This is a genomic window from Streptomyces alanosinicus (assembly GCF_014650595.1).
GTDB classification, from domain to species: domain Bacteria; phylum Actinomycetota; class Actinomycetes; order Streptomycetales; family Streptomycetaceae; genus Streptomyces; species Streptomyces alanosinicus.
In genome coordinates, this window is sequence record NZ_BMVG01000022.1 from 76,852 (window position 1) to 98,164 (window position 21,313).

Sequence of the window (21,313 nt, forward strand, 5' to 3'; positions counted from 1 at the left end):
CCTATCCTGCCTGCCCGTCCCCGAACAGCGTGAGCGCGGTGTTCACCAGGGCGATATGGCTGAAGGCCTGCGGGAAGTTGCCCACCTGGCGGCCCAGCTCGGGGTCGTACTCCTCCGCCAGCAGCCCCACGTCGCTGGTGAGCGCCACCAGCCGCTCGAAGAGTTCTCGGGCCTCGTCCCTGCGGCCCGTCATGTGCAGGGCGTCGGCGAGCCAGAACGAGCAGGCGAGGAAGGCGCCCTCGCCGCCCGGCATGCCGTCGACGCCGACCGCGTCGGTGTCGTAGCGGCGTACGAAGCCGCCGTGCCCCAGGTCCTGCCGGATCGCGTCGACCGTGCCGATCACCCGGGGGTCGTCCGGCGGCAGGAAACCGACCCGGGGGATCAGCAGCAGGGCGGCGTCCAGTTCGCGTGAGCCGTAGTACTGGGTGAAGGTCCGGCGCCGGGAGTCGTAGCCCTGCTCGCACACCTCCCGGTGCACCTCGTCGCGCATCGCCCGCCAGCCGTCCGCGTCGCCCTCCAGCTCGGGGTGGGTCTCCAGGGTCCGTACGGCGCGGTCGGCGGCCACCCACACCATCACCTTCGAGTGCACGAACTGGCGCCGGCCGCCGCGCACCTCCCACAGGCCCTCGTCGGGCTGCCGCCAGGACGACTGCAGAAACGTCATCAGCGCGCGCTGGATGGCCCACATGTGCGGCTTGGTGGGCAGGCCCGCGCCGCGCGCCAGCGACAGCGAGTCCATGACCTCGCCGTACACATCCAGCTGGAGCTGGTCGACGGCGCCGTTGCCGACCCGTACGGGCGCGGACTCGGCGAAGCCGGGCAGCCAGGGCAGCTCAAACTCCGGCAGTCGGCGCTCGCCGCCCAGGCCGTACATGATCTGCAGGTCGGCCGGGTCGCCGGCGACCGCGCGCAGCAGCCAGTCACGCCAGGCCTCGGCCTCCTTGTGGTAGCCCGCGGCCAGCATGGCGCCGAGGGTGAGGGTGGAGTCGCGCAGCCAGCAGAAGCGGTAGTCCCAGTTGCGTACGCCGCCCAGTTCCTCGGGCAGCGAGGTGGTGGCCGCGGCGACGATGCCGCCGGTCGGGGAGTAGGTGAGCGCCTTGAGTGTGATCAGGGACCGTACGACCGCGTCCCGGTACGGCCCGGTGTAGCGGCAGCGGGACGCCCAGCGCCGCCAGTCGTGGACGCTGCTGCTGAGCGCCTCGTAGGGGTCGGTGAGCGGCGGCCGGCGTTGGTGCGAGGGGTGCCAGGTGAGCACGAACGCGACCCGCTCGCCCTCGGCGACGGTGAACTCCGACTGGGTGCTGAAGTCCTCGCCCCAGGTGTGCACGGCCGGCTCCGAGCGCAGCCAGACCGAGTCCGGCCCCGCGACGGCCACCCGGTGCCCGTCCGAGCGGCGCACCCACGGAGTGATCGAGCCGTAGTCGAAGCGCAGCCGGAGGGTGCTGTGCACGGTGACCCGGCCGCTGACGCCCTCGACGATGCGTACGACGTCGGGGGCGCGGTCGCGCTGCGGCATCAGGTCGGTGACGCGGACCATGCCCTCGTGGGTGTCCCACTCGGTGTCGAGGACGAGGGTGTCGGGCCGGTAGGCGCGCCGGGTGCAGACGCGCGCTCCCTTGGGCGCGATCCGCCAGTGGCCGTGATCCTCGTCGCCCAGCAGCCGGGCGAAGCAGGCACCGGAGTCGAACCGGGGCAGACACAGCCAGTCGATCGAGCCGTCCCTGCCGACCAGCGCGGCGGTCTGCTCATCGCCGATGAGGGCGTAGTCCTCGATGCGCGCGTTCACGCGATCCGGTTTCCCGGCGGGCCACGGGGCCAATCAGGTGGTGCGCCGGGGGAGTGACGCCGCGAGGGGACACCGGGAGCCGCACGGAGGGCCGGACGGCGCGCAGCCGCACCGGGGGCGAGGCCGCCCGGGGTGGTCACACGGTGGCCGGTTCCGCCTCTTCCGGCTTCGCCTGTGCCGTGGCCTCCTCCTGGTCGCGGATCTCCCGGCGGACCAGGAACCACCAGCCGACCGGGACGGCCGCGGCGAACAGCCACCACTGGATCATGTACGCGTAGTTCAGCGGGGCATCCTCGCTGCCCGGGTCGGAGATCTGCTCCGGGGAGCCGCTCCTGGCCGTGGGCGCGGTCTGCTCGACATAGCCGCCGAGCACCCGCGCGCCGAGCCGGTGCGCCTCCTCCTCGCTGTTGATCAGCATGATCTGCCGGTCGGGGAGGCCCTTGACGTTCTTGATGCCGCTCGCCGCGGTCGTCTCGTCGGCCATCAGCCGCCCGGTGAGGGTGGTCCGGCCGGCCGGCGGGGCGGGGATCCTGGGGAAGGCGGTCTGGACTCCGTTGGCGGGGATCCAGCCGCGGTTGACGAGCACCACCTTGCCGTCGGTGAGGGCGAACGGGGTGAGGACATGGAAGCCGACCTCGTCGTCGGAGTTGGTCCGGCGCCGGACCACTTCCTCCTTGGCGGTGTCGAACGTGCCGGTCGCGGTGACCGTGCGGTACTTCTCGGTGCGGGTCACGGCGTGTCCCGGGGACGTCAGCCGCTCGACCGGGACCGGTTCGGCGTGCAGCGCCGAGGACACCAGGTCGTTGCGCGCGGTGCGCTCCTCGTACCGGTGCTTCTGCCAGAAACCCAGCCTGATCATCGTCGGGATCAGCGCGATCGCGACGATGGTGAGGATCACCCACTGGCGGGTCAACAGGAAGCGGTAGCGATGCACCCCACGACGGTACCTCCGAGCCGTGGGGTGCATTCAGGCGGGTACCGGGTCACACCCGGTCGACGATTCCCGTCTTTCCGTCGGCCCGGGCGCAGTGCGCGCCGCAGTACCAGCTGTCGTCGGCCTCCACCCCCTGGCCGATGATCTGCACCCTGCAGTGCTCGCAGATGGGTGCCATGCGATGGATCGCACAGGAGAAGCAGTCGAACACATGGACAGCACCCTGCGCGTGGACCTCGAAGGTCATCCCGTAGTCATTGCCGCAAACTTCACATTTCGCCATGCGCCACAGGGTGAGCCGTCGCCGGGGCGGGGGCGAGAGGGTCCCGGGTGAGTCGTGTGCCGATCACTCTTTCGTACGATCACTCGTCCGCCGGCTCGACATCCCGCAGCAGCTGTCCGAACGCCGCCTCGTCGAGGACCGGCGTGCCGAACTGCCGCGCCTTGACCACCTTGGACGTGCCCGAGTCGGGGTCGTTGGTCACCAGCAGGCTGGTCAGTCTGGAGATGCTGGACGCCACATGCAGACCGGCCTCGGTGGCCCGGTCCTCCAGCAGCTCGCGGTCGACGGAGGTGTCGCCGGAGAACGCCACGCGCATGCCCTGTTTGAGGCGTTTGCCGTCCTCGTAGCGCCCCGGATTGGGGTAGGGGCATGCGGGCTTCTTGCGGGCGGGGCGCCAGCTGTTCGGCTGGTAGGCGCCGTAGCCGCCGTATCCGCCGGACGACTGACGGGGCACCGGGCGGTCCGACCACTCCGTCAGCGGCCGGCACTCCAGCAGCGGCAGCCGTACGCCGCCCGCGGCGGCGGCGTGCAGACTGGGCCGGAACGCCTCCGCCAGCACGCGCGCGTCGTCCAGCGCGTGGTGCGCCCGCTGCTGTACGACGCCGTAGTGCGCCGCCAGCGACTCCAGCTTGAAGTTGGGCAGCGGCAGCGCCAGCTCCTTCGACAGCGCGATGGTGCACAGCCGCTGACGCACCGGCGCCTCGCGCTTCGCGCGCGCGTACTCCCGCGCGATCATCTGCCAGTCGAAGACGGCGTTGTGCGCGACCAGCACCCGGCCGTCCAGCCGGGCCGCGAACTCCTCGGCGATGTCGGCGAAGAGCGGCGCCCCTTCGAGCACCTCGCTCGTCAGACCGTGTATCCACACGGGTCCCGGATCGCGCTCCGGGTTGACCAGGGTGTACCAGTGGTCCTCGACCTCGCCGCGCTCGTCCAGCCGGTAGACGGCCGCCGAGATGATGCGGTCGTCCCGGGCCAGGCCGGTGGTCTCCACGTCAACGACCGCGTATCCCTTCGGATACACGGCCGGCCACTGGGTGGGGGAGGACACTGCGGTCGCACGGTCTTCGAGCATGGTCACTGAGGATACGGGCCGCGACTGACAGTCCTGACCTTCAGGGCCGTCGGCCGCCCCGCGGACCCGTCCGGCCGTTCGGACCTCGGGCGCGTGTGCTCGTCCTGCGCCCGGCGGCAGGCCGAGTGCCCATCAGCCGACCGGGTCGGGCGGGCGGGTGGACGAGGGCGGTGCCAGCAGCGACCGTACCAGCGCGCTCACGGCCGTCAGAAAGAGCCGTTCCGTGTCCGCCGGCAGGGCCAGCGCACGCGCCAGCGCGGGGTCGTCCCCGGCGGCCTCCTCGCTCCACAGCTCCTGCTCGCCGGGGTGCTGGACCGGTGCCCGCTCGCGGTTGCGCTCCACCAGCACATGTCCGACGACCTGGAACTGCACGGCCCGTACGAACTCGGCGGCCCGGGTGCCGCGCAGGCCGGCGGCGTGCGCCTCGCGCACCAGGACCCGCTGGGCGGGCAGGAACATCCGCTCGGTGAGCCCGCGCTCGTGCACCAGCGCCACCAGATGCGGATGGCCGCGCAGTTGCCGGCGCAGCTCGCACGCGACGCCGACCACCCGCTCCTCGGGTGTGCCCCCGCGCGGCCGGATCTCGCCCAGCTCGGCCATGGTCCGCTCCACGAGGGCGTCGAGCAGCGCCTCCCGGCCGCCGACATGCCAGTAGATCGAGGTCACGGCGGTGCCCAGCGCCTTGGCGAGCCTGCGCATGGTGAGCGCGTCCGGCCCGTGCCGCTTCACCAGGGCCGCGGCGGCGTCCAGCACCGCCTCCCGGGTCAGCGCGCTTCTCGTCCCGCTCGCCATGATCCTCCCGACTCCGGTCCGTACGCGTGTCTTTACCCCGCACGAGGACTGCTGTAACTGTGTTACAGGTGACGGCCCGTCAGAAATGGGTCCGCCGGAAGAAGGGCGGTACGACGTATGGCACGCGTACGGTACGGCGCACGGACCGAGCGGGAGGCCGCCGCGACCCGCGCCGCGAGCGCGCGGCTTCCCGAGATCTGGTCCACCGGGGTGGTGGCCGTCTGGGAGACCGACCCGGACGCGGTCGCCGCGGTGCTGCCACCGCCCCTGAAACCCACCGGCAGCCCGCTCGCGCGGGTGAACATCAGCACGGTCGACCTGCCCGGATACCCGCTCGGCGCGGGCTCGTTCGCGGTCGCCGCCGCCCATGGCACGGTCGAGGGCTGGTATCCGCTGGTCATGCCGATGACCCACGAGCGCGCCCTCACCGGCGGGCGCGAGGTCTTCGGCGAGCCCAAGAAGCTCGGCGAGGTGACGGTCGAGCGCGACGGCCCGGACGTACGCGCGGTGCTGTCCCGGCACGGCATCGCGTTCGTCGAGGTGCGCGGCACGGTGGCCGGCGAGCTGCCCTTGCCGGAGCCTTCACGCAAGACCGACTTCTACTTCAAGTTCCTTCCCGCCGTGGACGGTTCGGGCTTCGACACCGACCCGGTGCTGGTGCACTGCGTGCGCCACGAGAAGGCGCGCCGCCTGGAGCGGATCACCGGCGAGGTCATGCTGCGCGAGTCGGCGTACGACCCGGTGGCCGACCTTCCGGTGCTGCGGCTGCGCGAGATCACCATCGGCGAGAAGACCAGCGACCAGAGCGGCCGGGTCGTCGAACGGGCCGACGCCCAGGCCCTGCTGCCGTACATCCATCAGCGTTACGACGATCCGCTGCAGATCCTCGACGCGCCGCCCGAGGGGAGCTGAGCCGTATGGACCTGCACACCGGACAGGTCGCCGTCGTCACGGGCGCGGCGAGCGGGATCGGGCTCGCGCTGGCCCGGCGGTTCGCCGCCGGGGGCCTGAAGGTGGTCCTCGCCGATGTGGAGGAGGCCGCCCTGGACAAGGCCGCGGCGGACCTGCGGGCCGAGGGTGCCGAGGTGCACGCGCGCGTGACCGACGTCGGCGAACGCGCCCAGGTCATGGAACTGGCCGAGGCGGCGTACGACACCTACGGCGCCGTGCACGTCCTGTGCAACAACGCGGGCGTCGGCTCGGGCGCCGAGGGCCGGATGTGGGAGCACGACCCGAACGACTGGCAGTGGGCCTTCGCCGTCAATGTGTGGGGTGTCTTCCACGGTGTCCAGGCGTTCGTGCCCAGGATGATCACGTCGGGTCAACCCGGTCATGTGGTCAATACATCCTCCAGTGACGGCGGTATCGCACCGCTGCCGACCGCCTCCGTCTACGCGGTCACCAAGGCGGCCGTCGTCACCCTGACGGAATCCCTGTACGCGCACCTGAAGGCCGAGCACGCGCGCGTGGGCGCCTCGGTGCTCTTCCCGGGCCCGCACATGCTGCGCACCGGCCTGTGGGAGTCATATCGCAACCGCCCCGCCCGCTACGCCGAACAGCGTCCGCGCAAGACGCCTTACCGCAGCCTCGACCAGTGGGAGGCGGCGATGCGCGCGGCCGGCAAGGAGATCCGCTTCACGCCCGTCGAGGAGGTCGCCGACCTCGTCGTCGCCGGCATCCGCGAGGACCGCTTCTGGCTGCTGCCGGCGAGCGAGCACAGCGACGCCCAGATCCGCGCGCGGTCCCGCTCGATGCTGGGCCGGGCGAACCCGTCGTACCTCGAAAGCTTCGTACTCGACTGACCGCTCGACCGACCGCTCGACTGACCGGGAGGCTGCTGTGACCGACGCTGTTTCCGGCGGGGACCCGTATCTGATCATCTCCTCGGACTGTCACGCCGGGCTGCCCACCGAGGAGTACCGGCCCTATCTGGAGTCCCGTTTCCACCGGGACTTCGACGACTTCCTCGCGGGCCAGGGCCGGCGCCGCGAGGAGATGACCCGGCTCGGCGTCCGCAACGAGGCCTTCGCCGACAAGTGGTTCCACGACAACGAGGAAGGCCTGCGCGGCGGCTGGGACACCGCGCAGCGCCTGAAGGAGCTGGACGGCGACGGCGTCGCCGCCGAGGTGGTCTTCCCGGACGCCGACGCCGTCGACAGCCGCACCGCCGCCCCCTTCGGTGTGGGCCTCGGCCTGTCCGGCGACCAGGACCCGGAACTGGGCATGGCGGGCGCGCGGGCGCACAACCGCTGGCTGGCGGACTTCGTCTCCGCCCGCCCCGAACGGCACTGCGGGGTCGCCCTGCTGCCGATCACCGGCGAGGTGTCCGAGGCCGTCGCCGAGGTCCACCGCGCCAAGGAGTCCGGCCTCGGCGCCCTGATGATCCCCGCCATGTGGGTCGACAAGGAGCCGTACCACGACCGCCGTTACGACCCCGTGTGGGCGGCCGCCGCCGAGTGCGGCATGCCCGTGCTCACCCACTCCGGCGCCGCCCCGCGCGAGGACTACGGCGACCACCTCGGCATCTATGTGAGCGAGGTGACCTGGTGGCCGGCCCGGCCGCTGTGGTTCCTGCTCTGGTCCGGCGTCTTCGAGCGCCATCCGGCCTTGCGCTTCGGCGTCGCCGAGTCCGGCTGCTGGTGGCTGCCGAACCTGCTGTGGTTCATGGACCGCCTCTACCTCGGCGCCCACGGCGGCAAGAAACTCTCCCCGTTCCAGGAGCTGAAGCGCCCGCCGCACGAGTACCTGGACCGGCAGATCTTCGTCTGCGCCACCAACACCAAACGGCGCGAGTTGGCCCAGCGCTACGAGATCGGCGTCGACAACATCCTCTGGGGCAGCGACTTCCCGCACCCGGAGGGCACCTGGCCCGACACGCGCGCGTGGCTGCGCCGTACCTTCCACGACATCCCCGTCGCCGAGACCCGCCGCATGCTGGGCCTCGCCGCCGCCGAGGTCTTCGGCTTCGACACGGCGAAACTCGCGCCGCTGGCCCGCCGCATCGGCCCGAGTCCCGCCGACCTCGGCCAGCCGGCGGACCAGGCGGCCGTCGAGGCGTCCTGGGCGCGCTCCCGCGAGACCGGCCGGCACTGGCTGACCGGCGAGGACTTCCCGACGCTGGGGGTGACCCGATGAGCGAGGGTTCCGGAGGCGACCCGATGAACGACGACCGCTACACCGTGATCTCCGCCGACTGCCACGCCGGCGCCGACCTGCTCGACTACAGGCCGTATCTGGACAGGCGCCACCACGACGACTTCGACGTCTGGGCGGCCACGTACGTCAACCCCTACGAGGACCTCCTCGCCGACGCCGCCGACCGCAACTGGAACTCCGAGCGGCGCCTCGCGGAGCTGGAGGCGGACGGCATCGTGGCGGAGGTGATCTTCCCGAACACCATCCCGCCGTTCTTCCCGTCGGGCTCCCTGATGGCACCGCCGCCGACCGCTGAGGACTTCCGGCGCCGCTGGGCCGGACTGCGTGCCCACAACCGCTGGCTCGCGGACTTCTGCGCGGCGGCGCCGGGCCGCCGCGCGGGTGTCTTCCAGATCCTGCTGGGCGATGTCGAGGAGGCGGTGAAGGAGATCCGCTGGGCCGCCTCGGCGGGCCTGAAGGGCGGCCTGATGCTGCCCGGCACCCCGCCCGGCTCCGGCCTGCCCGAGCTGCACTCGCCGGTGTACGACCCGATCTGGGCCGCGTGCGCCGAACTCGGCCTGCCCGTCAACCACCACGCCGGCTCGGCCTCCCCGCCGCTCGGCGAGGAACCGGCCGCCCGCGCGGTCTTCATGGTGGAGACGACCTGGTTCTCCCACCGCGCCCTGTGGCACCTGGTGTTCGGCGGTGCCTTCCGCCGCCACCCGGAGCTGCGACTGGTCCTGACCGAACAGGGCTCCGGCTGGATCCCCGGGGTGCTCGGCATGCTGGACTACTACCACGGCCGCCTGGTCGCGGCCTCGAAGGCCGACACCGCCGAGGCCAGGTTCGGCACCGGGCTGGCCGCCGGGATGGGCGCGCCGCCGTCCCAGGTGTGGCGGGAGAACTGCTTCGTCGGCGCCAGCTTCATGCGCCCGCACGAGGTGCCGCTGCGCGACCGCATCGGCGTCGACAAGATCATGTGGGGCAGCGACTACCCGCACGACGAGGGCACCCATCCCTACACCCGGGAGGCCCTGCGGTTCGCCTACGCGGGCGTCGCGCGCGAGGAACTGGCCGCCATGCTCGGCGGCAACGCGGCCCGTGTCTACGGCTTCGACCTCGCCCTTCTCGACCCGATCGCGGCGAAGGCGGGCCCCACGGTGACCGAGGTCGCCGAACCCCTCCCAAAACCCCCGGCGGACGCGACCAGCCCGGTCTTCGCACGGGGGGCGTCGCTTCGGGTGTGGTGACGTCAGGGGTGCGTCCTGCCGGACCTGCGGCCGTGGAAATGCGATCCTCCCTGCTGTGACGGAACCCACCCACGAAGAGGCTCACGGGGGTGCGCTCGGCTCGCGGCTGAACTGGCTGCGGGCCGCCGTGCTCGGCGCGAACGACGGCATCGTCTCCACCGCGGGCATCGTCGTCGGCGTGGCCGGCGCGACCGAGAGCCGGTCCGCCCTGCTCACCGCGGGACTGGCCGGACTGCTCGCCGGGTCCATGTCCATGGCGGCCGGCGAGTACGTCTCCGTCTCCACCCAGCGCGACTCCGAGGTGGCCGCGCTGGCCGTGGAGAGACGGGAACTGCGGGAGCAGCCGGAGGCCGAGCTGCTGGAGCTGACCACGCTGCTCCAGGAGCGCGGCCTGTCCCGCGACGTGGCCCGTGAGGCCGCCGAACAGCTCACCGCGCGGGACGCGCTGCGGGCCCACGCGCGCGTGGAGCTCGGCATCGACCCCGACGAGCTGACCAACCCCTGGCACGCGGCCTGGGCGAGCTTCCTGGCCTTCACGGTGGGCGCGCTGCTGCCCCTGCTGGCCATCGTCCTGCCCCCGACCGCCTGGCGGCTGCCCGTCACCGTCGGCTCCGTCCTGGCCGCGCTCGTCCTCACCGGCTGGTCCGGCGCCCGGCTCGGCTCGGCGGACCCCGGCCGGGCGGTCGTACGCAATGTGGTGGGCGGGGCGCTGGCCATGGGGGTCACCTACGCGGCGGGCAGCCTGCTGGGCGCCGCGGGCGTCTGATCACCCCCGCCGGTCCCACGGCCCCCTCGGCGCGCGGCCGCCACACGCGGCGTCGTACGGTGAAGTGCGCTCGACCACCCCCTGGGCGCACCGCACCGTCCCGCACGAGAAGGACCCTCGCCATGCGCGCCACCACCATCCACGCCCCCTACGACATGCGCGTGGAGGACGTCCCCGAGCCCGTGGTGCAGCTGCCCACGGACGCCGTCGTACGGGTGCTGCGCGCCTGCATCTGCGGCAGCGACCTGTGGGCCTACCGCGGCGAGGCGGCCCGGCAGCCCGGCCAGCGCATCGGGCACGAGTTCCTCGGTGTCGTGGAGGAGACCGGCGGCGAGGTGAGCACGGTCCGGCGTGGCGATCTCGTGGTCGCGCCCTTCATGTGGTCCGACGGCGTCTGCGACTACTGCCGCGAGGGCCTGACGACGTCCTGCGAGCACGGCGGCTTCTGGGGCTCCGTCGGCTACGACGGCGGCCAGGGCGAGGCCGTGCGCGTGCCCTTCGCCGACGGCACCCTGGTCCAGCTGCCGAAGGACGCGGCCTCCGACGACCACCTGCTGTCCGCCCTGCTGACCCTCTCCGACGTCCTCGGCACCGGCCACCACGCGGCCCTCGGCGCGGGCGCCCGCCCCGGCGCCACGGTCGCCGTCGTCGGTGACGGCGCGGTCGGCCTGTGCGCCGTCCTGGCCGCCAAGCGGCTGGGTGCCGAGCGGATCATCGCGCTCGGCCGGCACGAGGTCCGTACCGACATCGCACGCCGGTTCGGCGCCACCGACGTCGTCGCCGAGCGTGGGGACGCGGCCGTCGAGGCCGTCCGGGAACTCACCCGCGGCCAGGGCGCGCACGCCGTGGTCGAGGCCGTCGGTACCGAACAGTCCATGCGTACGGCGGTCAACATCACCCGCGACGGCGGCGCGATCGGCTTCGTGGGCGTGCCCCACGGCAGCGGCACCGGCCTCGACCTCGGCGTCATGTTCGACCGGAACATCGCCCTGCGCGGCGGTGTCGCCCCGGTCCGCGCCTACATCCCCGACCTGCTGCCCGACGTCCTGGACGGCACGATCGACCCCTCGCCGGTGTTCGACCTGACCGTCGGCATCGAGGCCGTACCGGAGGGCTACAAGGCCATGGACGAGCGCACGGCCCTCAAGGTGCTCGTCACCAACGACCAGTAGGCGGTGACCCGCTAGGACCAGCGGATCGGCAGCGGCAGCGCGGTGAGCAGGCCCGAGACCGCGATGACCGCGCCCAGGGCGATCAGCTCGGCCCGCGCGGGCGGGTACGCGGTCAGCGGGTCGGGCGCCCGGCTCAGCTGGAGCCGCGCCCACAGCGCGAGCAGCGCGACGGCGGCGACGAGGATCACCTTGGCCAGCACGGCGCGCCCGTACGCCGTCGTCGTCAGCTGGTCCAGGATCGTCGCCGACGGCATGCGCCGCAGCGAACTGCACACGCCCGTCGCGGTGACGGCCGCCAGCAGGACGCCCGCCACGCGCGCGTAGCGGGCGAGCAGCGCGGGCCCGGCCGCCTCGCCCCGCCACCGCCGCAGCAGCCGCAGCGTGTGCAGCAGACCGCCGGTCCACAGTGCCGCGCACGTCAGGTGCACCAGCGTCAGCCCCGAGCCGACCAGCGGGCTCTGCTCGGTGGCCGGATGCGCGCGCAGGGCCTCCGCGACCACCACCGCGGCCAGCGGCCACACCTGTGCCGCCGGGCGCCGCGCGTACGCGCACAGGGCCGCCAGCAGAAAGCCGTTGACCTCCAGCAGCGCCAGCCTGCCGTCCCTGGAGCCGTACAGGCCGCCGACGTCGATCTGACCCAGGCGGTGCGGGACCAGATCGCCGGCGGACACCACCGCGGCGAGCGCCAGCGCGGCCAGGAACCCGGTGGTGGTGGCCAACGGCGCCCAGCTGCACGGCCGTTCGGGCGGGGCGCCGGGCAGACGCCGGGCGAGCCGGTGCGCGAACAGCTCCCCCAGGGGCACGCTGACGGCGGCGATCAGCACCGTGCGCAGCAGCCCGATGCCGCCGACCCCCGGTGCGGCGGCCTCCCCGGTGCCGTGCAGCGCGGCCGACGGCCCGAGCAGCGGGATCAGGGCGCCCAGCGCCACCAGGACCAGCAGGGCGGCGGCCCGGCCGGTGCCGGGCCGCCGGGCGCGGCCCCGCACGTCGGTCGCCCCGGCGGTCCGTCGTAGCAAGCGCACCCCGTGATCCTCGCCAGTCGGCGCAGAAGCGGGCAAGTACCGGAAAACAAACAGAGGTACGGCATTCCGTGCATATGTACGTTTCCGGCCGCCGGTGCGGTCAGCGCCAGCGTGCGCTGTCCGACCCCCAGGGAACCGGCGGTCGCGCCCAGGCGACGGGGCCGCCCGCGAAGGCCACCGGCGGCCGCGCGTGCCGCAGTCGCCCCAGCGGGCCGTCCGTCTCGGTGAGCCAGGCCCGCGGCCCCTCGTACGGTGCCCCCGCGGCGGCGGCCGGCTCGATCCCGTCCGTCAGCCAGTGCGCGGTCCGGGCCAGCGCCAGCCGCACGAGCCGGCCGCCCCCGTCGTACGACTGCTCGGTCAGCGCCCGCAGGACGGCCGCCGCGAGCAGATAGCCGCTGCCGTGGTCGAGTGCCTGCGCGGGCAGCGCGCCCGGCTCCTCGGCCGAACCCTCGGTGGCGGCGATGCCGGTCGCGGCCTGCACCAGACTGTCGAAGCCGCGCCGCGCGCCCCAGGGGCCGTACGCGCCCCACGCCGAGATCTGCGCCACGACCAGTCCGGGCCGGCGCGCGAACAGCGCCCGCGGGGAGAGGCCGAAGCGGTCGAGGGCGCCCGGCCGGTAGCCCGTGACGACGACGTCGGCCGCGGCCAGCAGTTCCCCGAAGGTGTCCGGGTCGGCCCCCGCGTCGAGCGTGGCGGACCGCTTCCCGAAGCCCGTGTCGGCGTGCTGGTCGGGGAGTTCGGGCAGCCAGGGGGCGTCCAGGCGCAGCACGTCCGCGCCCAGCAGGGCGAGGGTGCGGGTGGCGACCGGGCCGGCGAGAACGCGGGTCAGGTCCAGCACGCGCAGTCCGGCGGCGGGCAGCAGGGGAGCGGCGGCCGGGTCCAGCGGCGCGAGCACGCGCGCGGGTGCCGTGGTCGCCCGCTCGCGCTCGACCAGCGGCCGTGCGGCCACCTCGGCGGCCTGCTCGTGCGCCCGCCACTGCTTCGGGGTGCGCAGGGCCACGGCGAGGCCGCCGGCGCCGTGGACGGCCTCCTCGGCCTCCAGCGCCGGGCGCTCGGCGAGCCGGGCGGCCACCGCCTCCACCGAGGCGTCGGCCGGCAGGTCCAGCGCGCCGAGCAACCGGGCCCGGTGGTGCGAGTAGTTGGCGTGGGTGCGCACCCAGCCGTCGGCGGTCCGCCAGAACCGCGACAGCGGCGCGAAGACGACCGGGGCCCGCCCGTCGACCAGCAGATGCCGTTCACTGTGGAAGGCGGCTGCCACGGCGCCGTCGTCGACCCGGACACCGGGCGGCTCGGCGAGTCCGGCTCGGCGGGCCGCCAGCTCCGCGGCGGCCAGCGCGCAGGCTCCGACGCAGGCACCGGCCAGCTCCCGTACGGGAAGGCGCGCCTGGAGCGCGCCCTCCCGCGTCACGGTGGTCAGTCGTGCGAGATGAGCGGGATCGCCGCCCAGCGCGGACCACGCGAACTTGATAGCAGTCATGACTGCACTATGCAGTATTGACTCAATCAAGGCGTGGACAGGGCAGATGTGGGCGACCGGATATGGACGTCCAGATAGGGACGATATGGAACGCGAACCCTACTTGGTCACCGCGGCCAGAGCGTCCGCCGTGCCGAAGCCGTAGAAGCCGTTGTAGTTCCTGCCTCCCTCGCAGACCGCGTCGACCTTGCCGTCACCGTTGATGTCGTACGGCTTCGTGCACGGCGTGGCGTCGGCCTCCGCGTACAGCAGTGCCTTGACCAGAGCGGCCGGGGCATGTGGATGGGTTGACTTGATCAATGCGGCAACGCCCGCGACATGCGGGGTCGCCATCGAGGTGCCGGACATGTAGCCCCACTTGCCGCCCGGCAGCGGGCCCAGGATCTGACCGCTGGTCGCCGGGGGCTCGGGCTTCTGGTAGGTGGTCGAGTCGCCACCGGGCGCGGCGATGTCGATCACGCCGAGGCCGTAGTTGGAGTACGACGACTTCAGGCCCTTCGCGCCCGTCGCCGCGACGGTCACGACACCCGGCAGCTGGGTCGGTATGTCGTAGCAGGTGTGGGGGTCGATCACCCGGTCCGAGGGGGTGCCGTCGTTCGGGGAGGCGGGGTCGGTGATCGAGTCCGACGCGAGGTCGTAGTTCTCGTTGCCCGCCGCCGCGACGTTGACCGTGCCCTTCCCCTCCGCGTACCGCGAGGCCCGGGTGACGGCGTCCACCAGCGCCTTCTGGTCCGGGTCGCCGGTGCAGTTGAAGTACCAGGGGTCGGTGTAATAGCTGTTGTTGGTCACGTCGACGTGATGTTCGGCCGCCCACATGAAGCCGCAGACCACGGCCTCCGTATAGAAGTAGCCGTCGGGGTTGCCGACCTTGATGCCGGCCACCTTGACGCCCGGCGCCACACCCGTGATGCCGACGCCGTTCTTCGCCCCCGCGATCTCACCCGCCACGTGCGTCCCGTGCGGGCTCTCCGACCCGCGCGGCCGCCAGGCCCCGTCCGTCGTGTCGGGCTTGCCGGAGACGCAGCTGGCGGAGGCCGCGCGGTCGAAGTTGGGCGCGATGTCCGGGTGGGTGTCGTCCACGCCGGTGTCGATGACGGCGACCGTGACGTCCGGACTGCCGAGGGTCTTCTCGTGCGCCTTGTCCGCCTTCATGGCCGGGAGGTCCCACTGCAGCGGCTCCAGCGGGTCCTGCCCCGCCGTCGCCTTCGCCCCGGCCGCGGCGACCTCCTCGGCGCCGAGTGCCTTCGGGGTGCCGACGTCGGTGGTGGACTGGGCGGGCAGCGGAGCGTTGCGGGTGGCGCCGGCCGAGTCCACCCCACGCACCCGGCGGATCTCCGCGGCGAAGCCGGGGCGGGCGGAGTGGGCGACGATCACGCCGATCCGGTCGTACGCGATCACCACCGAGCCGCCGGCCTCGGCGATCGCCCGCTGCACGTGCGCGGAAACGCCATGGCCCGGGCGGACGTTGACGACATAGCTGAGCATCGGCCCGTCGGCGGTGGCCGCCGGGGTGGTCTCCGCCGCCGACGCGGCGACGTTCGGCAGGAACGCGAGTGCCGTGGCCAGGGTCATTCCGGCCGGGATCGCGAGGGCGCGGCGATAGCGCGGCGTGGGCGCTGTCATGGGTCGGTTGTCTCCAGTTCGTTGGTGGCGCGGGCGTGCCGTGCGGGAGTCACGGCGGTGCGGGAGGCGCCGGAAGGTGAGCGTGCCGGAAGGGGAGGCGTGCCGGGATGGTCTCAAGTGACGTAGGAATACGGTTACTTGACCGCGCGCAGCGCGTCGACCACGCCGAAGCCGTAGAAGCCGTTGACGTGTGTGCCGCCGGCGCAGGTCGCGTCCACGACGCCGTCCCCGTCGCCGTCGTAAGGGCCGCTCGGGCAGCCCGGGTTGTCCGCCTCGGCCTTCAGCAGGGCCTGCAAGGCGGCCGGAGTGGCGTGCGGATGCGCCGACTTCAGCAGCGCGGCCACCGCGGACACGTGCGGGGCGGCCATCGAGGTGCCCTGCAGGAAGCCGTACTGGCCGTTCGGCAGGGTGGACAGGATGCGGCCGTTCTTCGACGGCGTGTCCGGGATCTGGTACTTGTCGCCGCCCGGCCCCGCCACGTCGATCACGCCCTGGCCGTAGTTGGAGTAGTACGCCTTGGCGCCCTTCACGCCCACCGAGCTCACGGTCACCACACCGGGCAGCTGGGTCGGCACGTCGAAGCACGTGTGCGGGTCGACGGTGCGGGTCGTGGCGGTGGAGTCGTCGGGGCTGGAGGTGTCCGTGACCGCGTCCGCGTCCAGATCGTGATTGGAGTTGCCCGCCGAGGCCACATTGAGTGTGCCCCTGCGCTGGGCGTACGACTGTGCCCTATTGACCGCGTCAACTATGGCGCGTTGATCGGGGTCGTCCATGCAGTTGTACATCCATGGATCAACGTAGTAGCTGTTGTTGGTGATCTGGATGCCGTGGTCCGCGGCGAACACGAACGCGCAGACCACGCTCTCGGGATAGAACAGCGACTTCTCGTCCGGCTGGGCCACGGTGATGCCGGCGACCTTCACGCCCGGCGCCACACCGGCCACGCCTATGCCGTTGCGGGCCGCGGCTATCTCGCCCGCCACATGGGTGCCGTGGTAGTGGCCGGCGTCCACCGGGCGCCACGCGCCGTACGTCGTGTCCGCCTTGCCGCTCACACAGTTCGCCGACTGGGCCGCGGAGAAGTTCGGGGCGATGTCCGGGTGGGTGTCGTCGACGCCGGTGTCGATGACGCCGACGGTCACGCCGGCGCTGCCCGGGTCGATCCGCGCGGCCTCGTCGGCGCCGATGGCCCGCAGATCCCACTGGTCCGCCTCGTACGGCTCCTGGCCCGGCGCCGCGCTCAGGGCGAGCTTCGCGGCCTCGGCCTTCGACAGGACCTGCACCGTGCCCTCGTCGGTCGTCCCCGCGGCGCTCAGCGGCGCGGTCCGCGTGGCGCCGGCCGAGTCCACCCCGGGCACCGCGCGCATCCGCGCGGCGAAGTCCGGGCTCGCGGAGTGCGCGACGACCACGCCGATCCGGTCGTAACCGGCCACCACGGAACCGCCGTTGCGGACGATCGCGCGCCGCACGGACTCGATCGTGCGCTGATCCGTGCGGGTGTTGACCACGTACGCGAGGTTCGGTCCGTCGTCCGCCGCCCGCGCCGCCGGTGCCACGACGGGTGCCGCCGAGGCCGCCGCCGGCAGGAAGCCGAGCGAGGCGGTGAGTGACAGCACGACGGGCACCGCGAGCGCGAGCCGGCGTCTGGAGCGCAGATGAGCCATGGGATCTCCACTTCATCCGGATACGAAACAGCCCGAGACACGGTGGCGTTCGGGCAGGTACATGGCGAGTGGTGCAGGCAGAAGCTATCCCCACAGCTCACCGGACAGCAATGTCTTGGCAATGGCTTCCCCAGACCGCTTGCGAAAGAACTCATAGGACTTGAACCGGCCCTCGCGTGGCGCCGTGACCTTGGACAGGGACCGTGAGCACCATCGGTCCCCCCGTTCGTCATCGCATCCGCAACGCGAGGAGATCCCGTGGCCACCGAGACACCGCCCCCCGCCACGCCGGGGACACCCCTTCCCTCCGCCGAGGAGTTCGCCGAGGTGCAGCAGAGCGCGGAGTTCGGTGAACTGCGCCGCACCCACCGCTCCTTCGCCTTCCCGCTGACCGTCGCCTTCATCGCCTGGTACCTGCTCTACGTGCTGCTGTCGAACTACGCGGACGGATTCATGGGCACCAAGGTCGCCGGCAACATCAACGTCGCCCTCGTCCTCGGCCTCGCCCAGTTCCTGACCACCTTCCTCATCGCCTGGTGGTACGCCCGGCACGCCGCCGCCAAGCTCGACCCGAAGGCCGAGGCCATCAAGTCCCGGATGGAGGGCGGCGCATGAGCCCCGCACCGCACACCCTGCTCGCCGCCGGCGAGGCGACCCAGCACCGGCCGCTGATCATCACCCTGTTCGCGGTGTTCGTCGCCGCGACCCTCGTCATCACCGTCTGGGCGGGCCGCCAGACCAAGGACGCCGCCGACTTCTACGCCGGCGGACGGCAGTTCACCGGATTCCAGAACGGCCTCGCCGTCTCCGGCGACTACATGTCCGCGGCGTCCTTCCTCGGCATCGCCGGCGCCATCGCCCTCTTCGGCTACGACGGCTTCCTGTACTCCATCGGCTTCCTCGTCGCCTGGCTCGTCGCCCTGCTCCTGGTCGCCGAGCCGCTGCGCAACTCCGGCCGCTACACCATGGGCGACGTACTCGCGTACCGGATGCGCCAGCGCCCCGTCCGCACCGCCGCCGGCACCTCCACCATCGTCGTATCGATCTTCTACCTGCTCGCGCAGATGGCCGGCGCCGGCGTCCTCGTCTCGCTCCTGCTCGGCATCACCAGCGACGGCGGCAAGATCGGCATCGTCGCCCTGGTCGGCGTCCTGATGATCGTGTACGTCACCATCGGCGGCATGAAGGGCACCACCTGGGTCCAGATGGTCAAGGCGGTGCTGCTGATCCTGGGCGCCCTGCTGCTGACCTTCCTGGTCCTGCTGAAGTTCCACTTCAACATCTCCGATCTGCTCGGCAAGGCCGCCGACAACAGCGGCAAGGGTGCGGCCTTCCTCCAGCCCGGCCTGAAGTACGGCGCCACCGGCACCACCAAACTGGACTTCCTCTCGCTCGGTATCGCCCTGGTGCTCGGCACCGCGGGTCTGCCGCACATCCTGATCCGCTTCTACACCGTCCCCACCGCGAAGGCCGCGCGGAAGTCGGTCATCTGGGCGATCGGCCTGATCGGCGCCTTCTACCTGATGACCCTCGCCCTCGGCTTCGGAGCGGCGGCCCTCATCAAGCCGGCCGAGATCATCGCCTCCAACAAGGCGGGCAACACGGCGGCGCCGCTCCTGGCGCTGCACCTGGGCGGCGTCGACTCCGACTGGGGCGCGATCCTGCTCGCGACCATCTCGGCGGTCGCCTTCGCCACGATCCTCGCCGTCGTCGCCGGACTGACCCTGGCGTCCTCGTCGTCCTTCGCGCACGACATCTACGCCAACGTCATCAAGAAGGGCCAGGCCACCGAGAAGCAGGAGCTCGGCGCGGCCCGCTGGGCGACCGTCGGCATCGGCGCGGTCTCCGTCCTCCTCGGCGCCCTCGCCCGCGACCTGAACGTGGCCGGCCTGGTCGCCCTCGCCTTCGCGGTCGCGGCCTCCGCCAACCTGCCGACCATCCTCTACAGCCTGTTCTGGAAGCGGTTCACCACCGCGGGCGCCCTGTGGTCGATCTACGGCGGCCTGGTCACCGCCGTCGGCCTGGTGCTGTTCTCGCCGGTGGTCTCCGGAAGCCCCGCCTCGATGTTCCCCGATGTCGACTTCCACTGGTTCCCGCTGGAGAACCCCGGCATCATCTCCATCCCCGTCGGCTTCCTGCTCGGTGCCCTGGGCACCCTGCTGTCGAAGGAGGCCCCGGACGCGGGGAAGTACGCCGAACTGGAGGTGCGGTCCCTGACCGGCACCGGAGCGCACTGACACCTTCGTACGACGGCCGCGTCGGACCGGTCCTGTACGGTCCTACGACGCGGCCGTCCCGCACCTCGTCGGATCGGGCCGCTGTCGTTGTCAGTGGTGTCACGTAGGCTCGTCGATGACGGACGGCTCATCCGTGACGGACAATGAGTGGAGCGAAGAGGGAGGGGGCCCACGTGCTCATCGACACCTACGGCCGAGTGGCCACCGACCTGAGGGTCTCGCTGACCGACCGCTGCAATCTGCGCTGCACGTACTGCATGCCCGAGGAGGGCCTGCAGTGGCTGGCGAAGCCCGACCTGCTCACGGACGACGAGATCGTCCGCCTCATCGACATCGCCGTGCGGATGCTCGGCATCGAGGAGGTCCGCTTCACCGGCGGCGAGCCCCTGCTCCGCCCCGGCCTGGTCGGCATCGTCGAGCGCGTCGCGGCCCTCGCCCCGCGCCCCCAGATGTCCCTCACCACCAACGGCATCGGCCTCAAGCGCACCGCGACCGCCCTGAAGGCCGCCGGACTGGACCGGGTCAATGTCTCCCTGGACACCCTCCGCCCGGATGTCTTCAAGACCCTGACCCGCCGTGACCGGCACAAGGACGTCATCGAGGGCCTGGAAGCCGCCCACGCGGCAGGCCTCACCCCCGTCAAGATCAACTCGGTCCTGATGCCGGGCCTGAACGAGGACGAGGCCCCCGACCTGCTGGCCTGGGCCATGGACCATGGCTATGAGCTGCGGTTCATCGAGCAGATGCCCCTGGACGCCCAGCACGGCTGGAAGCGCGACGGCATGGTCACCGCCGGAGACATCCTCGCCTCCCTGCGCACCCGCTTCGACCTCACCCCCGAGGGCGCCGACGCCCGCGGCTCGGCACCGGCGGAGCGCTGGCTGGTGGGCGGCGGCCCGCACCGGGTCGGCGTCATCGCCTCGGTCACCCGCCCCTTCTGCGCGGCCTGCGACCGCACCCGCCTCACGGCAGACGGCCAGATACGCACATGCCTGTTCGCAACCGAGGAGACCGACCTCCGCGCGGCCCTGCGCTCGGACGCTCCCGACGAGGAGATCGCCCGCATCTGGAAGCTGGCGATGTGGGGCAAGAAGGCGGGCGCGGGCCTGGACGACCCGTCGTTCGTGCAGCCGGACCGGCCGATGTCGGCGATCGGCGGCTAGGGTCTGATCCGCCGGACAGGCCCTAGACCCCTCCGGGATCCTGCCAGTCCGCGAACTTCACCACGTCCTTCAAGAACCCCCGCACCCCGAGGAACTGCGAAAGATGCTCGCGATGCTCCTCGCAGGCAAGCCATGTCTTGCGCCGCTCCGGCGTATGGATCTTCGGGTTGTTCCACGCCAGCACCCACACGGCAGCGGCGTGGCAGCCCTTGGCGGAGCAGATCGGGGTCTCGTCACTCACAGGTTCGTCTCGCAGAAAGAGGCCCGGACAAGGCGACGCCGAGCAGCCACGGGGGGAGCTGCCCGGCGTCGGTCCGTCGCTCCGACGGGGGATGCGGAGCGCGTACGCAGTATGTCACGGGTACCCCGCCGCCCGGCACTGGAACTACACGATTGATCTGAGCTTTTCTTGAGCTTGACGGGAGGTCGCATTCCGTTTTCGACGCACCCGCCGCGCTCACGCCGGGTCGGACCGCTCACCCCGCGCCCCCGTCGGATGAGCCGCCGCATCCTCCGGAACGGACTCCGTCCGAGGCTCCTCCGACCGCGGCGGCGTGATCATCGGCATGCTCGGCGCGGCGATGAACGTCGAGGGCAGCGACGGCGGCCGCTCCCGGCCCGCGTTCGCGATCACCACGGCCACATAGGGAAGCAGCGCACCGGCCACCAGGGCGACGAAGGCGACGTACCGTTCGACGTTCCACAGCACGACAGCGAGGATCACCGACAGCGTACGGATCGTCATCGAGATGACGTACCGCCGCTGGCGGCCTCGTACGTCCTCGGCGAGCCCCGTCCGGGCACCGGTGATCCGGAAAACCTGGGTGCCGCCACCGTGCTGTTTCCGCATCACATTCCACCATCCGCCCGCATCGGACTCTCCCCGGCCCGCACCGTCGTCCCCGGCCCGGCGGGGAACCGGCCGGGACGACTCCCA

20 protein-coding genes are annotated in these 21,313 nt (G+C 72.2%); 9 read left to right on the forward strand and 11 right to left on the reverse strand.

Translation table 11 applies throughout. The annotated features are described in order from the left end of the window. Position 1: 1 nt before the first annotated feature. The 5 genes from IE277_RS31995 to IE277_RS32015 form a co-directional block, all read right to left on the reverse strand. On the reverse strand, positions 2 to 1,786 hold the full coding sequence (locus tag IE277_RS31995; protein WP_189957209.1) for a glycoside hydrolase family 15 protein: 1,785 nt from the start codon (positions 1,784 to 1,786) through the stop codon (positions 2 to 4). 136 nt (positions 1,787 to 1,922) lie between these two features. Further along, complete coding sequence (locus IE277_RS32000; RefSeq protein ID WP_444544850.1) at positions 1,923 to 2,720, reverse strand: SURF1 family cytochrome oxidase biogenesis protein; 798 nt, start codon at positions 2,718 to 2,720, stop codon at positions 1,923 to 1,925. 49 nt (positions 2,721 to 2,769) lie between these two features. Next, on the reverse strand, positions 2,770 to 3,003 hold the full coding sequence (locus tag IE277_RS32005) for a metallothionein (protein WP_189957211.1): 234 nt from the start codon (positions 3,001 to 3,003) through the stop codon (positions 2,770 to 2,772). Between the two features lie 79 nt (positions 3,004 to 3,082). Beyond that, on the reverse strand, positions 3,083 to 4,075 hold the full coding sequence (locus IE277_RS32010) for a DEDDh family exonuclease (RefSeq protein WP_189957212.1): 993 nt from the start codon (positions 4,073 to 4,075) through the stop codon (positions 3,083 to 3,085). Between the two features lie 132 nt (positions 4,076 to 4,207). After that, the gene (locus IE277_RS32015; protein WP_189957213.1) at positions 4,208 to 4,867 is read right to left on the reverse strand and encodes a TetR/AcrR family transcriptional regulator; all 660 of its coding nucleotides are present in this window, start codon (positions 4,865 to 4,867) and stop codon (positions 4,208 to 4,210) included. Positions 4,868 to 4,984: 117 nt separating this feature from the next. Here IE277_RS32015 and IE277_RS32020 point away from each other — a divergent pair, with 117 nt between their 5' ends. The 6 genes from IE277_RS32020 (at position 4,985) to IE277_RS32045 (ending at position 11,190) form a co-directional block, all read left to right on the forward strand. Beyond that, complete coding sequence (locus IE277_RS32020; protein ID WP_189957214.1) at positions 4,985 to 5,779, forward strand: acetoacetate decarboxylase family protein; 795 nt, start codon at positions 4,985 to 4,987, stop codon at positions 5,777 to 5,779. A gap of 5 nt (positions 5,780 to 5,784) precedes the next feature. After that, a complete protein-coding gene (locus IE277_RS32025; protein WP_189957215.1) occupies positions 5,785 to 6,669 on the forward strand; it encodes an SDR family NAD(P)-dependent oxidoreductase in 885 nt (294 codons plus the stop codon). 37 nt (positions 6,670 to 6,706) lie between these two features. Next, entirely contained in the window at positions 6,707 to 8,002 is a 1,296-nt protein-coding gene (locus tag IE277_RS32030; RefSeq protein ID WP_189957216.1) for an amidohydrolase family protein, read from the forward strand. 23 nt (positions 8,003 to 8,025) lie between these two features. After that, positions 8,026 to 9,252: an amidohydrolase family protein gene (locus IE277_RS32035; RefSeq protein ID WP_189957255.1), complete on the forward strand. Its 1,227-nt coding sequence runs from the start codon at positions 8,026 to 8,028 to the stop codon at positions 9,250 to 9,252. A 55-nt stretch (positions 9,253 to 9,307) separates the two neighbouring features. Further along, entirely contained in the window at positions 9,308 to 10,018 is a 711-nt protein-coding gene (locus tag IE277_RS32040; protein ID WP_189957217.1) for a VIT1/CCC1 transporter family protein, read from the forward strand. A 122-nt stretch (positions 10,019 to 10,140) separates the two neighbouring features. Then, a complete protein-coding gene (locus IE277_RS32045; protein ID WP_189957218.1) occupies positions 10,141 to 11,190 on the forward strand; it encodes a zinc-dependent alcohol dehydrogenase family protein in 1,050 nt (349 codons plus the stop codon). Positions 11,191 to 11,201: 11 nt separating this feature from the next. Here the strand turns inward: IE277_RS32045 and IE277_RS32050 are convergent, their stop codons facing one another. From IE277_RS32050 to IE277_RS32065, 4 genes are all read right to left on the reverse strand, one after another. Further along, positions 11,202 to 12,212: a CopD family protein gene (locus tag IE277_RS32050; RefSeq protein ID WP_189957219.1), complete on the reverse strand. Its 1,011-nt coding sequence runs from the start codon at positions 12,210 to 12,212 to the stop codon at positions 11,202 to 11,204. A 100-nt stretch (positions 12,213 to 12,312) separates the two neighbouring features. Then, positions 12,313 to 13,689: a CoA transferase gene (locus IE277_RS32055; RefSeq protein WP_189957220.1), complete on the reverse strand. Its 1,377-nt coding sequence runs from the start codon at positions 13,687 to 13,689 to the stop codon at positions 12,313 to 12,315. Between the two features lie 99 nt (positions 13,690 to 13,788). Beyond that, positions 13,789 to 15,312 (reverse strand): S8 family peptidase, encoded by a 1,524-nt coding sequence (locus IE277_RS32060; protein ID WP_189957221.1) that lies wholly within the window; start codon positions 15,310 to 15,312, stop codon positions 13,789 to 13,791. 134 nt (positions 15,313 to 15,446) lie between these two features. Beyond that, positions 15,447 to 16,976, reverse strand: coding sequence for a S8 family peptidase (locus IE277_RS32065; protein WP_189957222.1), 1,530 nt, complete (start codon positions 16,974 to 16,976; stop codon positions 15,447 to 15,449). A 258-nt stretch (positions 16,977 to 17,234) separates the two neighbouring features. Between IE277_RS32065 and IE277_RS32070 the strand changes: the two genes are divergently transcribed. From IE277_RS32070 to moaA, 3 genes are all read left to right on the forward strand, one after another. Continuing rightward, positions 17,235 to 17,591, forward strand: a complete 357-nt coding sequence (locus IE277_RS32070) for a DUF485 domain-containing protein (protein WP_189957223.1) — start codon at positions 17,235 to 17,237, stop codon at positions 17,589 to 17,591. Then, a complete protein-coding gene (locus tag IE277_RS32075; protein WP_189957224.1) occupies positions 17,588 to 19,213 on the forward strand; it encodes a monocarboxylic acid transporter in 1,626 nt (541 codons plus the stop codon). Before IE277_RS32070 ends, IE277_RS32075 begins: the two co-directional genes overlap by 4 nt. Before the next feature lie 173 nt (positions 19,214 to 19,386). Next, on the forward strand, positions 19,387 to 20,376 hold the full coding sequence (gene moaA, locus IE277_RS32080; protein WP_229882112.1) for a GTP 3',8-cyclase MoaA: 990 nt from the start codon (positions 19,387 to 19,389) through the stop codon (positions 20,374 to 20,376). Between the two features lie 22 nt (positions 20,377 to 20,398). Here the strand turns inward: moaA and IE277_RS32085 are convergent, their stop codons facing one another. After that, positions 20,399 to 20,617: a hypothetical protein gene (locus IE277_RS32085; RefSeq protein ID WP_189957226.1), complete on the reverse strand. Its 219-nt coding sequence runs from the start codon at positions 20,615 to 20,617 to the stop codon at positions 20,399 to 20,401. A 216-nt stretch (positions 20,618 to 20,833) separates the two neighbouring features. After that, complete coding sequence (locus tag IE277_RS32090) at positions 20,834 to 21,226, reverse strand: DUF3099 domain-containing protein (RefSeq protein WP_189957227.1); 393 nt, start codon at positions 21,224 to 21,226, stop codon at positions 20,834 to 20,836. Positions 21,227 to 21,313: the final 87 nt, after the last annotated feature.

What these genes read in the sequence shown, in the direction of transcription:
- IE277_RS32005 (WP_189957211.1), bottom strand. Translation starts at nt 3,003, where the DNA reads ATGGCGAAATGTGAAGTTTGCGGCAATGACTACGGGATGACCTTCGAG.
- IE277_RS32010 (WP_189957212.1), bottom strand. Translation starts at nt 4,075, where the DNA reads ATGCTCGAAGACCGTGCGACCGCAGTGTCCTCCCCCACCCAGTGGCCG.
- IE277_RS32015 (WP_189957213.1), bottom strand. Translation starts at nt 4,867, where the DNA reads ATGGCGAGCGGGACGAGAAGCGCGCTGACCCGGGAGGCGGTGCTGGAC.
- IE277_RS32020 (WP_189957214.1), top strand. Translation starts at nt 4,985, where the DNA reads ATGGCACGCGTACGGTACGGCGCACGGACCGAGCGGGAGGCCGCCGCG.
- IE277_RS32025 (WP_189957215.1), top strand. Translation starts at nt 5,785, where the DNA reads ATGGACCTGCACACCGGACAGGTCGCCGTCGTCACGGGCGCGGCGAGC.
- IE277_RS32035 (WP_189957255.1), top strand. Translation starts at nt 8,026, where the DNA reads ATGAACGACGACCGCTACACCGTGATCTCCGCCGACTGCCACGCCGGC.
- IE277_RS32045 (WP_189957218.1), top strand. Translation starts at nt 10,141, where the DNA reads ATGCGCGCCACCACCATCCACGCCCCCTACGACATGCGCGTGGAGGAC.
- IE277_RS32055 (WP_189957220.1), bottom strand. Translation starts at nt 13,689, where the DNA reads ATGACTGCTATCAAGTTCGCGTGGTCCGCGCTGGGCGGCGATCCCGCT.
- IE277_RS32060 (WP_189957221.1), bottom strand. Translation starts at nt 15,312, where the DNA reads ATGACAGCGCCCACGCCGCGCTATCGCCGCGCCCTCGCGATCCCGGCC.
- IE277_RS32065 (WP_189957222.1), bottom strand. Translation starts at nt 16,976, where the DNA reads ATGGCTCATCTGCGCTCCAGACGCCGGCTCGCGCTCGCGGTGCCCGTC.
- IE277_RS32075 (WP_189957224.1), top strand. Translation starts at nt 17,588, where the DNA reads ATGAGCCCCGCACCGCACACCCTGCTCGCCGCCGGCGAGGCGACCCAG.
- IE277_RS32090 (WP_189957227.1), bottom strand. Translation starts at nt 21,226, where the DNA reads ATGCGGAAACAGCACGGTGGCGGCACCCAGGTTTTCCGGATCACCGGT.